The sequence below is a fragment of the Gardnerella sp. DNF01144 genome (assembly GCF_049244245.1).
In the GTDB taxonomy this organism is placed as follows: Bacteria; Actinomycetota; Actinomycetes; order Actinomycetales; family Bifidobacteriaceae; genus Bifidobacterium; species Bifidobacterium piotii.
Genome location: NZ_CP058390.1, coordinates 411806 through 426815, shown reverse-complemented (window position 1 = coordinate 426815; position 15010 = coordinate 411806). Strand labels below are relative to the sequence as shown.

Below are 15010 nucleotides of genomic sequence, written 5' to 3'. Positions count from 1 at the left end.
ATCTTAATTGTGCAACTAAGACTCCGATTCAACTTTTGAAGCGGAATCAGATTCGTCTGATTTAGCTGACTCGGTTGATTCGGAAGAATCATTGGAATCAGTGGATTCTGCCGACTTAGAGTCGCTGCATGCGGAATCAAACTTCTTACCGCGGAAAATAAATTCTCCAAGCAACCCTTCGCCTTCGGCATCCACCTCAACGCATTCGCCGTCTGTTAAATCGCCAAGCAAAATCTTCTCGCTAATAGCATCCTCGATGTCTCGCTGAATAACTCTACGCAATGGCCTTGCTCCAAGAAGTGGGTCAAAGCCCTTTTGCGCAAGAAGATTCTTAGCTTCATCTGTAAGCTCCAAAGCCATATGACGCTCAAACAAGCGGTCGTTCAAACGCTTAACATCTAAGTCAACAATTTGACGAACCTCTGGCTCAGTAAGCTGACGGAACACAATAGTATCGTCTAAGCGGTTAAGGAACTCTGGGCGGAATTGACGCTTAAGCTCGGAATTAACTTGATCCTTCATACGCTGATAAGACGCATCCGCGTTATTGCCAAGGCTAAATCCTGTGTTTGCTGCCTTAGCAATATCTCGAGTACCAAGATTCGTAGTCAAGATAATAATCGTGTTCTTAAAATCGACTTTTCGCCCTTGACCATCTGTTAAGTGGCCATCATCCAAAACTTGCAACAATGTGTTGAAAATATCTGGATGTGCCTTCTCAATCTCGTCGAACAAAACCACAGAGAATGGCTTTCTACGAACCTTCTCTGTAAGCTCGCCACCTTCCTCGTAGCCAACATAGCCTGGAGGAGCACCAAAAAGACGCGAAGCTGCATACTTTTCTGCAAACTCCGACATATCTACGCGAATAAGCGCATCGTCGTCGTCAAACAGGAACTGAGCCAAAGTCTTAGCAAGCTCCGTTTTACCAACACCAGTAGGGCCAGCAAAAATAAACGAGCCAGCAGGACGCTTTGGATCCTTCAAACCCACTCGAGCACGACGAATCGAGCGAGAAAGCGCACAAACAGCCTCATCTTGACCAATAATGCGCTTATGAAGTTCTGCTTCCATGCCAAGAAGCTTTTTAGACTCTGCTTGAGTAAGCTTAACAACAGGAATACCAGTTGTATTAGAAACAACAGATGCAATCACATCTTCGTCTACAACCATATTCACATTGGATTCGCCTTCGCGCCAAGCTTGCTCTTTAGTCTTGCGATCTTCTTCAAGCTTCTCTTGCTCATCTCGCAAGTCGGCAGCTTTTTCAAAATCTTGATTCTTAATAGCTTCGTCTTTTTTATCGGAAAGCTTAGAAATCTTAGAATCAAGTTCTTTAAGCTCTGAAGGCTCTGTTAAGCGCTTAATTCGCAATCGAGCACCAGCTTCGTCAATCAAGTCAATTGCCTTATCTGGCAAATTGCGATCTTGAATGTATCTAGCAGACATTTCGGCTGCAGATTGCAAAGCACCATCCGTAATAGTTACATGATGATGATTCTCGTAGCGAGCACGCAAGCCCTTTAGAATTTCGATTGTTTCTGCAATAGAAGGCTCTTGAACCTGAATCGGCTGGAATCTGCGTTCCAAAGCCGCATCCTTTTCAATATACTTTCTATACTCATCTGTAGTTGTAGCACCAATCGTTTGCATCTCACCGCGCGCAAGCATAGGCTTAAGCATATCGGAAGCGCCCAAAGCGCCATCAGCAGCGCCCGCTCCAACAATAGTGTGAATCTCGTCAATAAACAGAACAATATCTCCGCGAGTCTTAATCTCTTTAAGCACCTTCTTTAAGCGCTCTTCAAAATCGCCGCGGTAACGAGATCCTGCAACCATTGAGCCAAGATCTAGGGAATAAACTTGCTTACCTTTTAATGTTTCTGGAACGTCTCCAGCAACAATCTTTTGCGCAAGACCTTCTACAACAGCTGTTTTACCAACGCCTGGATCGCCAATAAGAACAGGATTATTCTTTGTTCTACGAGAAAGCACAACCATAACGCGCTCGATTTCTTTAGAGCGTCCAATAACAGGATCAAGCTTGCCTTGTTGAGCTTCGTTAGTAAGATTTCTTCCAAACTGATCTAAAAGAGCAGAACCAGACTGATTGCGTTTATCTTGAACTCCCCCAGCATTTGCAAGTTCTGCGCCTTGACCGTCTGCTGGAATGCCAGAATTGCCACGAATCAAATCCATTGCCGTGCTACGAAGATCGCCTAAATCAACCTCCATTTTAATAAGCACTTGTGTGCCAACGCCTTCGCCTTCTCTAATAAGGCCTAAAAGAATATGCTCAGTACCAATATAACTATGACCAAGTTGCAAAGCTTCACGCAAACTAAGCTCAAGCACTTGCTTAGCATGCGGAGTAAAAGGTATGTGGCCATTAGGCGAAACAGTACCCGTTCCAATCATCTCTTTTACTTGTTTGCGAGTACCGTCTAAATCTACGCCTTTTGCACTCAAAGCTTTTGCTGCTATTCCTTCACCTTCTCTAATAAGGCCTAAAAGAATATGCTCAGTACCAATGTAGTTATGCTGAAGAGCGCGCGCTTCTTCTTGCGCTAGCACAATAACACGCCGAGCGCGGTCAGTGAACCGTTCAAACATAATTGCCTTCCGTTTTTATCCTTGTTCCATGGTAACGAGTTGCCATGACTCTAGAGCAATGCTCTCTATAGAATCCATGGGACTAATCATTTGAGCGCGGATTATTATTTGAGTCAAAATTATCTTCAGATTCTGCACTATCTACGATTTGTGCACTGCTTTTTGATTCTGCAACATCTTCATTGTGCAAATCATCCTCGTTGCGCAAACCATCGTCATCATGCTCTTTACTATCTTGATTATTTTCATCCAAAACGCGCTTACGCCTTGATTTGCGATTTTCTTTGCTATCTTCAATCGCTTCTTCTATAAGCTCAACATCTGCACGTTCCTCTCTAGGTGTTTGAGGAACAATCTCAATGTGATAATCGTCATAAGCAGGCTCTGATTGAACCCAAAGCTGCGATGGCTCAGGAGGCGCTATTTCGGAATGTTCTCCGCATCCATGATCAAGCGCAACTACTCGCCCATCGTCTGGGCTCCACATATTTGCGCAAACTCCAAACATGTTTCCAAGACTTCCCGCAAGAGGAATCATAAATCCACATGACGAGCAAGCTTTTCCATCTGCAATCTTAGTAGAAAGCGACTTTGGCCCATGTTGACCCGCATACCATCTTTTTGCAGTTTGAGCTATAGCTTGAGCAGTCATAACTCTTTTTCGAGTTAAGCGGAAAGTTTCAACAGCATCTTCAAAATCTTCTTTTGACTCCCCATTCTCAAGATTTTCATCATCTTCTGCACTCGCTTTATCTGTATTATATGCGCTTTTGCTATCCGAACTATCTGAACTATCCGCGATATTCTCGCTATTCTCGCTATTTGCATCGTTATTAGTGTTTTCACTATCTTTAGCGCATTGCGAACCGTCTTCAGATGCATCATTTTCTTGAATACCATCAAGCTTAACTCCATCTTCAAGCCTGGAGTCATCTTCTGCACTCGCTTTATCTGTATTATATGCGCTTTTGCTATCCGAACTATCTGAACTATCCGCGATATTCTCGCTATTCTCGCTATTTGCATCGTTATTAGTGTTTTCACTATCTTTAGCGCATTGCGAACCGTCTTCAGATGCATCATTTTCTTGAATACCATCAAGCTTAACTCCATCTTCAAGCCTGGAGTCATCTTCTGCAGTGCCTATTGAATCCATAACCGAAAGATCCGTAGGCCTAAGTCTATCTTTCCAAGGAACCCAAGGAGGAGGAAGTAACGAATCTTCAGTTGGAGCAAGACTAGATTCATTAACAGTCCAACGACCAGCATCTTCATCATGATACAGCGTTACCGACCATTGCCAGCCTTCATAGCCAAGCATAGTGCAAGCAAAACGGAAATCAGTAACATTGCTACCAAGATCCATTTTGCCTACAAAATCGCCTACAGCGTTTTTGCGCTCCGAAGTTTCCACAGCAACTTCATAAGCAAGCTCCTGCGGATTTATTACTTCATCTTCCATAAAAAATCCTGTTAACTATTAATCTTGTACGTCAAAATTATCTGCCACAGCACGCAACAAGTGCGCGAGCTTTTTAGATTCTGCACTAGATGGATAATGGCGTCTACGCAAGCCGTTGCCAGCAGAGTCTAAAAGCTTAATAAGGTCTTCTACGATTGCAGCCATATCTTCTGCTTTTGGCCTTGTAGCCTTTACAAGCGAAGGAGCAGAAGCTACGAGTGTAAGTCCCATTGCTTGCGGGCCTTTGCGTCCTTCTACAACAGAAAATTCCACACGCGTACCTTTACGCAATTCTTTTATTGACGATGGCAATGCAGAAGAAGGCAAAAATACATCTTTGCCGTCTTCATCTACTATAAAGCCATATCCCTTTTGGGAATCATACCAACGAACGCGCCCGTTGGGCATAACACACCTCACTCAAATTCACTAAACTTTATGCGAATCATCAATTCTACTACATCCACATAACTCTACAGATTCACACTTTTCTAATTGTAGCGCATGAATCTAGAACAACCTAAATAATCTAAATAACCTACAGTCTAAACAGTCTTGTTATTTTCAACACCACTAATAGAGCCACTTGTAAGCATTTTATTTGATTTATCTACATTATTTTCTTTGTTTGTACTATCGCTACTATCACTGCTATCACTACTATCGTCAATAATAACATTTGGTAATACAACTGTAAGAGTTAAACCATGAGGCTTAGAATCCGAAGATTCATCTCCATTCAATGTTATATCTGCAGAAATATCTGTAGCAAAATTATCTTCACTAGTTCTATACGCACAAGACGTTGTTGCGCAAATCAAACCGCGATGAGCTTTAACAACAGATTGCGCAATAGACATGCCCAAGCCTGTACCGCCCTTTTCCCTGGCTCTAGAAGGATCAGCAATGTAGAAACGCTCAAAAATATGAGGCAACGATTCTTCTGGAACTCCAGGACCGTGATCAACAACCCTTATAACAACGTAAGAGCTGCCAGCACCTGTTGATTGGCTAACTTCTGCAGCCTCCAAAAAATCCTTAAGAGACTTAGAAACAGAGCTCATTTTTTGCAAAGCTTCTGGAGTAATCGAAGCTTTAAAAATTCCCATTCCGATTTCTACAGGAGAATCACTTGGAGTATAACGATGAATGTTGCCAACAATATTAGTAAGAACTTGACGCAACCTTGCTCCATCGCCCTTTATAGTAACGTTAGGAAGCGAGCCTGGAGTAAAAATAAACTTTCTATCAAGATTGCAATTTGTAGGCTTAGAGCAATCCATTAACTTTAAGTCGTCTGCTAAATACAATGTTCCTTGCTGAACAACTCTAACTTGATCAAGCGCGCGCAGGTCATTAGCAGCATCTTTAAGAATAGGAGTCACATTAACAGTTTGAGAAACATTGATTCCTCGCCCCTCATCAAATCTCGCTAGCGAAAGCAAATCTTCAACAAGCTCTGTCATTCTCTCGCTAGAAGCCTTAATGTGAGCAATTGAATCATCTGCCTTATCTTGCTGACCAGCAACACCTCTCCACATGTAATACAATTCTGCATAACCGTGAATCGCAGCTAAAGGAGTTCTAAGCTCATGACTTGCATCCGAAACAAAACGTTTCATTTTTTCTGTCATTGCTTCTTGATCGTTAAAGCCTTGCTCAATTCTAGAAAGCATTGAATTTAAGCTTGCTGCCAAAGACCCAACTTCTGTGTTTTCTGGAGCAGATGGAACTCGTCTGCTTAAATCTCCAGAAGCAATTTTAGAAGCTGTTTTTTCTATTCTTTTTAGCGGAACAAGAGTCGATTGAATGATCAAAGCAGACAAAACTGCACCAAGCAAAATAACAGTTATACTAACCATTAAACAATAGCGCGTAAGAGTGTTTAGCGTATCCATTTGATCGCTTAACGAAAGCGCTATATAAACGTAACCTCTAACGTGCATTTCGGAGTTGTAGCCACTGCGATTACCCCATGTAAGAACTAACACGCGCCACGGCGACTGAGCAACCTTTGCAGTTGCTTCATCAACACTTTTAATGTCTCCATGAACCACAGCTGGAGATGTAAACGGCTTTCTTTTTATAACAACGCTATTGATTTCGCCATCTTCCGGCAGCGTTGGCATAGAAACAACGTCTCCTTTAAGCGGAGGAACCAAAGGCGTTGTAATAATTTTGTTATTAGTATCTCGAATTTGCAAGAAGTAATCGTTTGGACCAACAGTTGGCTCTTTTGAATCCTTTTTTCTAAGCAAATCAATATTGTCGTAAATAAGCTGAGCCTGATCTGCCAACTGAGCATCGGTTTTATCTAGCAAATAGCTTCCAACTAGCTGCCTAATCGACAAAGATATGCAAAATGCTGCAATAGTTAAAACTACAAGCGTACATGCCACTAATCGAGTGCTTAACGGTATTGCATCTAGATGTTTACGTATCCATTTTGCTGCTTTATGCTTTTTATTAGGATTATTGTTTTTGCTTTTATAATCCGCATTTGCATTAGCAACTTCGGGATTATAAATAGCGACTTCCGCAGACTTGCCACTATTCATAATCAGGCTTGACCTGCCTTTGGTACGCGAATCATGTAACCAATTCCGCGCTTAGTTTCAATAAGTGGAACGACTTTCTCTATAGAGCCGTCGTCATTCTTAATCTCAATACCGTCGATTTTCTTTCTAAGATAAGAAATATAGGATTCAACGATTGCTGCGTCTCCACCCCAATCGTATTGCCAAACGTGATTAAGAATCTGGCTTTTAGACAACACTCTGCCTTCGTTATCCATTAAGTAATGTAAAAGCTTGTATTCCGTAGGACTTAGCTCGATTGGAACTCCAGCTCTAGAAACATCGTGCGAGTCCTCATTAATCTCTAAATCTGCAACGCGCACAACAGGGGTGTCTTCTTCTGGCTCTTGAGTTCTGCGCAAAATTGCTCGGATTCTAGCAACTACTTCTTCTAGACTAAATGGCTTTGTAACGTAGTCGTCTCCGCCAACTGTTAAGCCCATAATCTTATCTTGAGTATCATCTCTAGCTGTAAGAAACAGAACTGGCACTACTACACCATTTTGGCGGATTCGCCTTGTAACGGTAAAACCGTCTATATCTGGCAACATAACGTCCATAACAATAAGATCTGGATGAACGCGCTCTATAACCTCGATTGCTTCCGATCCCGAAGCAGCGGTTTCTACGTCAAATCCAGCAAAATGCAACGATGCAACCAAAAGTTCACGAATTGAAGGTTCATCATCGACCACAACAATAGATGCTTCTACATTCTTACCCATACTGTTTAGCATCACTTATAAAGCTGAATGTTTCCTGAGTGTTTCCTGGAAAAAATAATTTTATTTATTAGATGCGTGCCTGCGCTTAGCTTTTCTAATACCCAGTTTAACTTGCTTTAGCACATAATTTCTTCTATAAAGTACAATCGCAACAATTACAAACAATGCAGCAATAACAACAATCATAACAATAGTTGCAATAATACTTGTTGAAGGCGTAACAGCCGTTTTTTTAGCTCTCGAAATCTGCTTCATAAGCAAAATCGCAGACTTAGCCCAGTCAGCACCCTGCTCGTTAACTAATGGTCTATAAGCTGCATCCGACAATAAGTCAACTGTTGTTTTTCTTTTAAGCCATTCGTCGGAATTAGGGGAAACTGCAACAACAAGCCTTCCATCATGAGTAGCAACTGCTAGAAGAACTGTGTTTGCAGGTGGATTCGTGCTTGTTAATAAATCGCTAGCCCACTTTGATGGGTCTTTGCTGCCGCTAAAATTAGCTAAATAAAGAAGACGCACAGATACGCCTGTTTGCTTTTTTGTGCTAGCAATCATATCAGAGACTTTTGCAACGGAATCCCCTAGAAGATTTTCCGTATCTGTAATTGAATCAGTAGCAACAATGCCATAATTATTAGAACTTTTATTTGCTAAATCACCATTTTTTGATTCATCTTCAGCAAAAGCAGTGCTTGCAAATAAAGCAATTTGGCTTAAAAACGCAAGCATTATAAGTGTGCATAAGCCTTTAACCACATTAGTAAAAAAATCTTTGTCATAATCGCTTAATGGCATATATTCATAATACCGTGTTTTTAGATTACAAGAAACAATAGCAAAATTGAGTTTTAGACGCATCTTTTTATACAAGCATTATTTTATACAAGCATTAGAGAACGCGGAAATAAAAAAACATAGAAAACACATCCATTTACAAGCATTAAGGAGTAAAAAATGGCACAATTTAGAGTAGACTCAGAGCAAATTCAGCAATCTGCCGCAGCAGTCGGATCTTCGATTAATGCGATTCGAGATGCAACAAATGGAATGTACGCAAATCTACAGCAATTACAAAGCGTGTGGACCGGCCCTGCTGCAACTCAGTTTGCAACAACTGCTGGGCAATGGCGTGCAGCACACCAACAAATGGAGCAATCTCTAGAGGCAATTCAGCTTGCAATGCAAAATGTTTCTAACATTTACATGGATACAGAAACACAAGCAACTTCCTTGTTTGCAATGAACTAAACAAAAGTCACAAATCACAAAAACAAAAACAAAAACAAACATGAGCGGCAAAGTCAAAACTTTACCGCTCATGTATTGATAACTAAACAGACTCAATCAAAGAGTTAATTTAATTTAGTAGCCCATCTCTGCGCCGCCTGCAGGAGCTGCAGCTGGCTTTTCTGGCTTATTTGCAACAACAGCTTCGGTTGTTAAGAACAAACCAGCAATAGAAGCAGCATTCTGTAGAGCAGAACGAGTTACCTTAACTGGGTCGGTAACGCCAGCAGCCATCAAATCTTCGTAAGCGTTGGTTGCAGCGTTAAAGCCTTGGCCTTCTGGAAGCTCGCGAACCTTGTTAAGAACAACATCTCCAGAAACACCGCTATTTTGAGCAATCTGCTTGATTGGAGCTTCTACAGCGCGGAACACGATTGCAGCGCCAGTAGCTTCTTCGCCCTTAAGATTTGCGACTTCGGCAGACTTCTCAACCTTTGCAGCAGCTTGAACAAGAGCAACGCCACCACCTGGGAGCAAGCCCTCTTCGATTGCAGCTTTAGCGTTACGCACTGCATCTTCAATGCGATGCTTGCGCTCCTTGGCTTCTACTTCTGTAGCAGCGCCAACCTTAATAACGGCAACTCCACCAGCAAGCTTTGCAAGACGCTCCTGAAGCTTTTCGCGATCGTAATCGGAATCGGTATTTTCGATTTCGCCGCGAATCTGAGCAACACGAGCCTCAACGTCTTCCTTAGAGCCAGCACCAGAAACGATAGTTGTTTCGTCCTTAGAAACAATCACCTTAGATGCATGACCAAACACAGATGCATCGATAGAATCAAGCTTTAAGCCAAGGTCGTCAGAAACAACCTGAGCGCCAGTCAAAATTGCCATATCTTGCAACATTGCCTTGCGACGATCGCCAAAGCCTGGAGCCTTAACAGCTACAGTGTTGAAAGTGCCACGAATCTTGTTAAGAACAAGAGTTGGCAAAGCTTCGCCATCAACATCTTCCGCAATAATAAGCAATGGCTTACCAGACTTCATAACAAGTTCTGCAACATGAACAATGTCTTGCTGGCTAGAAACCTTGCCAGAAGTGAGCAAAATGTATGGATCTTCCAAAACAGCAGTCTGATCTTCTGCGTTAGTTACAAAGTAAGGAGAAATGTAACCCTTATCAAAGCGCATGCCTTCTGTAAAGTCCAAATCAAGACCAAACTTGTTGTTGTCTTCAACAGTAACAACGCCGTCTTGACCAACCTTATCTAGAGCTTCTGCAATCTTTTCGCCAACTTCTGGGTCGGCAGCAGAAATCGTAGCAGTAGCAGCGATTTGATCCTTTGTTTCAACATCTTTAGCAGACGCAAGCAATTCCTTAACAATTGCTTCGGAAGCTTTTTCAATGCCGCGGCGAAGAGCAATTGGATTGCTTCCTGCAACAACATTCTTTAAGCCTTCGTGAACTAAAGACTGAGCCAAAACGGTAGCGGTTGTAGTTCCATCGCCTGCAACGTCATCAGTCTTCTTAGCAACTTCCTTAACTAATTCAGCACCAATACGCTCGTATGGGTCTTCAAGGTCAATCTCTTTAGCGATTGAAACGCCATCATTAGTGATTGTTGGAGCGCCGTAAGACTTATCTAGAACTACGTTACGACCCTTTGGTCCAAGAGTGACCTTTACTGTATTTGCAAGCTTATCAAGACCAGCAAGCATACCCTGGCGGGCATCCTCTTCATAGGCAATAATCTTTGCCATTATTCCTCCACATAAATTAACTATGGACACTCACTCATGCTTCTTTTAGCTAATCAACCGTCAGCTGTTGACTAAACCGTTAAACTGAGTGCTAAATGAAGATTAGCACTCTACATGCCCGAGTGCCAACTATAATCAAAAATCTATAGAAAAAATCTATAGTATAAAATCAAAAATAGCCAATCAAAAAGCCACTTATTGTAGTTTTTCAATTGACTATTTAAGTATTTATTTATTAATCAAATTTATTACATCACTTGTTGCGTCACTTATTTAATGCACTCGCACATATGCAATCGCACACATGCAATCTAATTGCACATTTACTTGCACAAAACAACAACAATAGTGGTTGCTATTTGATTTGCAGGCTCAACATTGCTAATTCCAAGCGTCTTAGCAATATCTTCAGCAGCAGATCGATTCTCGTCTCCCTTATACCAAACAACGGAATCAGCAGGAACGTTTCCAGAAGGATTTGCAGCTTCTACGCTTGCATAGCCTGCTTGCTTAAGCTTTGCTGCTTCTTGAGCCGCATGACCCTGAATCTTTGTTGCGTTAACAACTCTTACTGGAACAGTCTTGTTAATAGGTTGTTCAGAAGAATTTGAGTCGCTTGCATTATTGTCTTTAGAATCCTTAGAGCTATTATCATTTTTATCTGTTTTGTTTGACTTATCTTCTTTTACTGGATCTCTATCTTCGTCTGAATCGTCATTAGCATTATCAGACTTGCTCTTGTGCTCATCAATCTTACCGCTCTTAACGTTAGAAGACTTAGCAGTTGTTGACTGATTTGCACTCCAAGGCAAACGAATATTGTTGATTTCTCCAGACATAATAGCCCACGCAAAAACGCCTAAAATAACAGCTACAGCTATGACTACTACATATGGGAGCAATACAGCATACCAAGCGCGATTTCCGCGATGAACACCAACAGGGCCTTCTGGTGGATTATCAAAAGCATCTGGCGTAAACGACACGTTCTGCTTATGCGCCATAATTGCATCCCTTCTAAAAACTATCTAAACAATATGAATCCATATTAGCGAATGCCGCGCACAAAGCGTAAAAAATTTATTTATTTTTATATTTGATTTTGGATTTATCACCCTTGTTTTAGAGTTGATAAACATGAATATTAAGCAGCGAAAATCTTTACACGAACTAATAGACCCAGATTGGGCAAATGCTCTTGAGCCAGTTGAGCCGCAAATCCACAAAATGGGAGACTTCTTACGCGAAGAGATGGCATGCGGAAGACGATTTTTGCCAGAAAGTCATAATATTCTTAGAGCTTTTACTATTCCATTTAATCAAATAAAAGTTCTTATTGTTGGTCAAGACCCATACCCTACTCCAGGCCACCCCGTTGGTCTTAGTTTTTGTGTGGATGCTCGCGTTAAACCTTTACCTAAAAGTCTGACTAATATTTACAAAGAATTAGTTAGCGACTTAAATGTTCCAATGCCTAAAAATGGTGATTTAACACCTTGGACTAAGCAAGGCGTAATGCTTTTGAACAGATGCCTTAGCGTAGAAGCTGGAAAAGCTAATAGCCATCAAGGAAAAGGTTGGGAACAAATCACAGATGCAGCAATAACAGCATTAAATAATCGTAAAGATGCTAATGGCAAACCACTTCCACTTGTGGCTATTCTTTGGGGCAGAAACGCTCAAAGCCTAGCACCTCTTCTTACAAATGCAATAATTATTCAATCCCCTCATCCAAGCCCACTTTCTGCTTCAAGAGGATTTTTTGGGTCAAAGCCATTTTCTAGAGCAAATCAAGCATTAATATCTCTAGGTACAACACCAATTGACTGGAGTTTATAGAAAAAACAAGTAAAGACTTGCCAAAAATAGAAACTAAAAGAATCTAAGGTAGCGCATATCGGTTAAAATAAAACGCATGGCATTATTCCCTCCACAACCAAATAGTCAAAATAATAGCGCGAATACTGGTGTTTTCACTCTTCCACCTCAACCTCGCACGCCCGTTTCCAATGGCGTTGCTTCTAGCACAATAGACGAAGTAAATCAGCCAATATCTGTAGGCGTGTCTAACGAAAGCATTAAAAAAGCACAGCAAATAGCTGCCATTCTTCGCTCCAGATTCACGCAAACACTTGTAGGCCAAGATTCACTTAGAGAATCACTTATTTTGACGCTTATTGCTGGGGGCCACATTCTTATTGAATCAGTTCCAGGACTTGCAAAAACAACTGCTGCGCAGACTCTTGCAACAGCCATGTCTGGAAGTTTTAAGCGAATTCAATGCACTCCTGATTTAATGCCAGCAGACTTAGTTGGAACACAAGTTTTTGACTTTGCTTCTCAAAGATTTACCACACAAATCGGCCCTATTCACGCAAACGTGATTCTTCTAGACGAAATCAATCGTTCTAACGCAAAAACACAATCCGCTATGCTAGAAGCAATGGCCGAAGGCGCAACAACAATCGGCGGAGAACGCATTAATCTACCTCAACCTTTTATGGTTATTGCTACGCAAAATCCTATTGAAGAAGAAGGCACTTTTAATCTTCCAGAAGCTCAAATGGATCGTTTTATGCTTAAGGCAGTTATGACTTATCCTTCGCCTAGCGAAGAAGTAAGCATGTTGGAGCTTCTAACAAACAGAGGAAGCGACGTTTTTAATCCTCAAACGCTTAATAGTCAAAAAATAAGTTTGCAAGACGTTACTTTTTTGCGCGCAGCTGCTAAGCGAGTGCATGTTTCGGAAGCTGTTATGAAGTATGCTGTAGATATTGTTGCAACTTCTAGAGGCCAAGGAAGTCATCCTCTTAAAACTATTTCTTCGCTAGTTAGAATGGGAGCAAGCCCTAGAGCTTCTATTGCTTTGATCCGCATTGGTCAAGCTCAAGCTTTGCTTTCTGGAAGAGATTACGTTATTCCAGAAGATGTTAAAAAGTTTGCTCACGAAGTTCTTAGACACAGAATTCTTTTGACTTTTGAAGCTTTAGCGGATTCGATTACTAGCGATCAAGTTATTGATGCAATAGTGAAGACGGTTCCTGCACCATGATTTTTGCAAAACTGCTTAACGCTTATTCTCATCCAACTTTTTTTACTAATAATGCTAAAAGAAGTTTACTATGCTCCGATTCGTCTAAAAAAGTTAGAAGAAAAATCGAAGTATTAGACAATCGCCTAAATTTGCCACTTGCAAAAAAATCTTTAAGCATTTTCGAAGGAGAACATCCTTCTAGTCAAAAATTTGGCAATGGCGACTTAGTAGACGTTCACGCGTGGCAGCCTGGAGACGAAGCCAGAATGATTAATTGGAAAGCCAGCGCAAGAGTTGGCGAGCCGATGGTTTCTTCCAGGCAGCGCGAATCTTCTTCTAAAACTTGGATTCTTGTGGATTCTAGCGTAAATATGAATGCTTCTTGCGCATCTAAAAGCAATGAGCACTTGTATGAGATTGCTTCTAACACAGCATGCTTTTTTGCGTCTTTAAGCTTAAAACGCAACGATTCGCTTGATTGCGCTTTATTTGATGGAGATAATATTTTAAGAATCCCATCTTGCAGGAATCTTCCTGATTTTGAACGTAGCTTAGATATTTCACTATGCAACGCACGCAAAAAGACTAGAAACACAAATGCAATTATTGATTTTGCTAATTCTATTACACAAAAGCATAGTTTGATCGTAATAATTACGGACGAATACGCTATTTTGCAAAAACATTTTAACGATTTGCAAAAAATCGCAAGTTTACATTCTTTAATAGTTGTAACAATAAATCCTGTAAACCCATTTAGCACGTCTAAAAATATTCCAATAGTTGATGGAACAACTATGCGCAAAATACCAGCGTTTTTAATAGATGATTCATGCACTAAAGAGGTAAAAGCACATAGAGCATTTGTAAACAACGCTTTGCATGATTGCTTAAACACTTATAAGGCTTGCCTTATACGAGGATCTTCCAGCAGCCAAATATTCCATTCTTTAGCTAAATTTATTTGCAACGCAACTTTGCAAAATAGCGTTTTTAATGTTAAGAAGAATCAAGATTTACTCTTAGAGTAGTTTGGGTTGGTGTAATCAGTGAGTATTCTTAATGTTCAAAAGGTTCTAAACGACGAAACAATGCTACTTGCTTTTATTGGCTTAAGCATAATAGTGGCACTTTTTGCAAGCGCAACGCTCTACTTTGCTATATGCAAAATCAATCCTAAAGTTAATACTAAAAAAGATATAAAGAATGCTGCGCATACTCTAAATGCAAATAAGCAAGAATGGCGTAAAAAAATCGAGCAAGTTGTTAGCGACTATAATCAAAAAAAGATTAAAAAAGATCAAGCTTTTGCAAAATTAGCTCAAATTGCAAGACAATATGTTTCGATAATCAGTGGCGAAAACATTAAATCACATACTCTTTCAGACATAAGCTCGCTTAGAAACTCTTGGAAGAACACGCATGGAGCAGACTTATTGCGCCAAACTATTGCAGCACTATACCCTACTGAATTTGCAGATACTAAATATAATAATCAAGCTAAAAATACGGATGTTGATCAAGGCGCAAGGTGGGTTCTTGTTCTTCTGGAAAGTTGGAAAACAAAGGAGAACAAGCCAAAGGAGAATAAAAGATGACATTCTCCACTTTA

General features: G+C 40.8%; 13 protein-coding genes. 5 read left to right on the top strand and 8 right to left on the bottom strand.

Annotated features, from left to right (window positions below):
* Positions 1-15 precede the first annotated feature (15 nt).
* The 6 genes from HXT36_RS01635 to HXT36_RS01610 form a co-directional block, all read right to left on the bottom strand.
* Positions 16-2613 carry an ATP-dependent Clp protease ATP-binding subunit gene (locus HXT36_RS01635; RefSeq protein WP_421779044.1) on the bottom strand — a complete coding sequence of 866 codons (2598 nt, stop codon included), beginning with the start codon at positions 2611-2613 and terminating at the stop codon, positions 16-18.
* Positions 2614-2695: 82 nt separating this feature from the next.
* Positions 2696-4075 carry a DUF3027 domain-containing protein gene (locus tag HXT36_RS01630; RefSeq protein WP_421779042.1) on the bottom strand — a complete coding sequence of 460 codons (1380 nt, stop codon included), beginning with the start codon at positions 4073-4075 and terminating at the stop codon, positions 2696-2698.
* Positions 4076-4093: 18 nt separating this feature from the next.
* Positions 4094-4483, bottom strand: a complete 390-nt coding sequence (locus HXT36_RS01625; RefSeq protein WP_016635790.1) for a cold-shock protein — start codon at positions 4481-4483, stop codon at positions 4094-4096.
* A 137-nt stretch (positions 4484-4620) separates the two neighbouring features.
* The gene (locus HXT36_RS01620; RefSeq protein WP_421779040.1) at positions 4621-6633 is read right to left on the bottom strand and encodes a sensor histidine kinase; all 2013 of its coding nucleotides are present in this window, start codon (positions 6631-6633) and stop codon (positions 4621-4623) included.
* Between the two features lie 2 nt (positions 6634-6635).
* On the bottom strand, positions 6636-7376 hold the full coding sequence (locus HXT36_RS01615; RefSeq protein ID WP_004130734.1) for a response regulator transcription factor: 741 nt from the start codon (positions 7374-7376) through the stop codon (positions 6636-6638).
* A gap of 60 nt (positions 7377-7436) precedes the next feature.
* Positions 7437-8171 (bottom strand): TPM domain-containing protein, encoded by a 735-nt coding sequence (locus HXT36_RS01610; protein WP_421779038.1) that lies wholly within the window; start codon positions 8169-8171, stop codon positions 7437-7439.
* Between the two features lie 159 nt (positions 8172-8330).
* Here HXT36_RS01610 and HXT36_RS01605 point away from each other — a divergent pair, with 159 nt between their 5' ends.
* Complete coding sequence (locus HXT36_RS01605; RefSeq protein ID WP_016791927.1) at positions 8331-8624, top strand: WXG100 family type VII secretion target; 294 nt, start codon at positions 8331-8333, stop codon at positions 8622-8624.
* 114 nt (positions 8625-8738) lie between these two features.
* On the opposite strand, the gene groL is transcribed toward HXT36_RS01605, so the two are convergent.
* Together groL and HXT36_RS01595 are read right to left on the bottom strand one after the other, a co-directional pair.
* Positions 8739-10364, bottom strand: coding sequence for a chaperonin GroEL (groL, locus tag HXT36_RS01600; protein ID WP_004133211.1), 1626 nt, complete (start codon positions 10362-10364; stop codon positions 8739-8741).
* A gap of 323 nt (positions 10365-10687) precedes the next feature.
* A complete protein-coding gene (locus HXT36_RS01595; protein ID WP_004133213.1) occupies positions 10688-11368 on the bottom strand; it encodes a LytR C-terminal domain-containing protein in 681 nt (226 codons plus the stop codon).
* A 133-nt stretch (positions 11369-11501) separates the two neighbouring features.
* Between HXT36_RS01595 and HXT36_RS01590 the strand changes: the two genes are divergently transcribed.
* The 4 genes from HXT36_RS01590 (at position 11502) to HXT36_RS01575 (ending at position 14996) form a co-directional block, all read left to right on the top strand.
* Positions 11502-12203 carry a uracil-DNA glycosylase gene (locus HXT36_RS01590; protein ID WP_016635797.1) on the top strand — a complete coding sequence of 234 codons (702 nt, stop codon included), beginning with the start codon at positions 11502-11504 and terminating at the stop codon, positions 12201-12203.
* A gap of 76 nt (positions 12204-12279) precedes the next feature.
* Entirely contained in the window at positions 12280-13416 is a 1137-nt protein-coding gene (locus HXT36_RS01585; RefSeq protein WP_016791921.1) for an AAA family ATPase, read from the top strand.
* Positions 13413-14429, top strand: a complete 1017-nt coding sequence (locus HXT36_RS01580; protein WP_421779034.1) for a DUF58 domain-containing protein — start codon at positions 13413-13415, stop codon at positions 14427-14429. Before HXT36_RS01585 ends, HXT36_RS01580 begins: the two co-directional genes overlap by 4 nt.
* 18 nt (positions 14430-14447) lie before the next feature.
* Entirely contained in the window at positions 14448-14996 is a 549-nt protein-coding gene (locus HXT36_RS01575; RefSeq protein ID WP_116438464.1) for a hypothetical protein, read from the top strand.
* Positions 14997-15010: the final 14 nt, after the last annotated feature.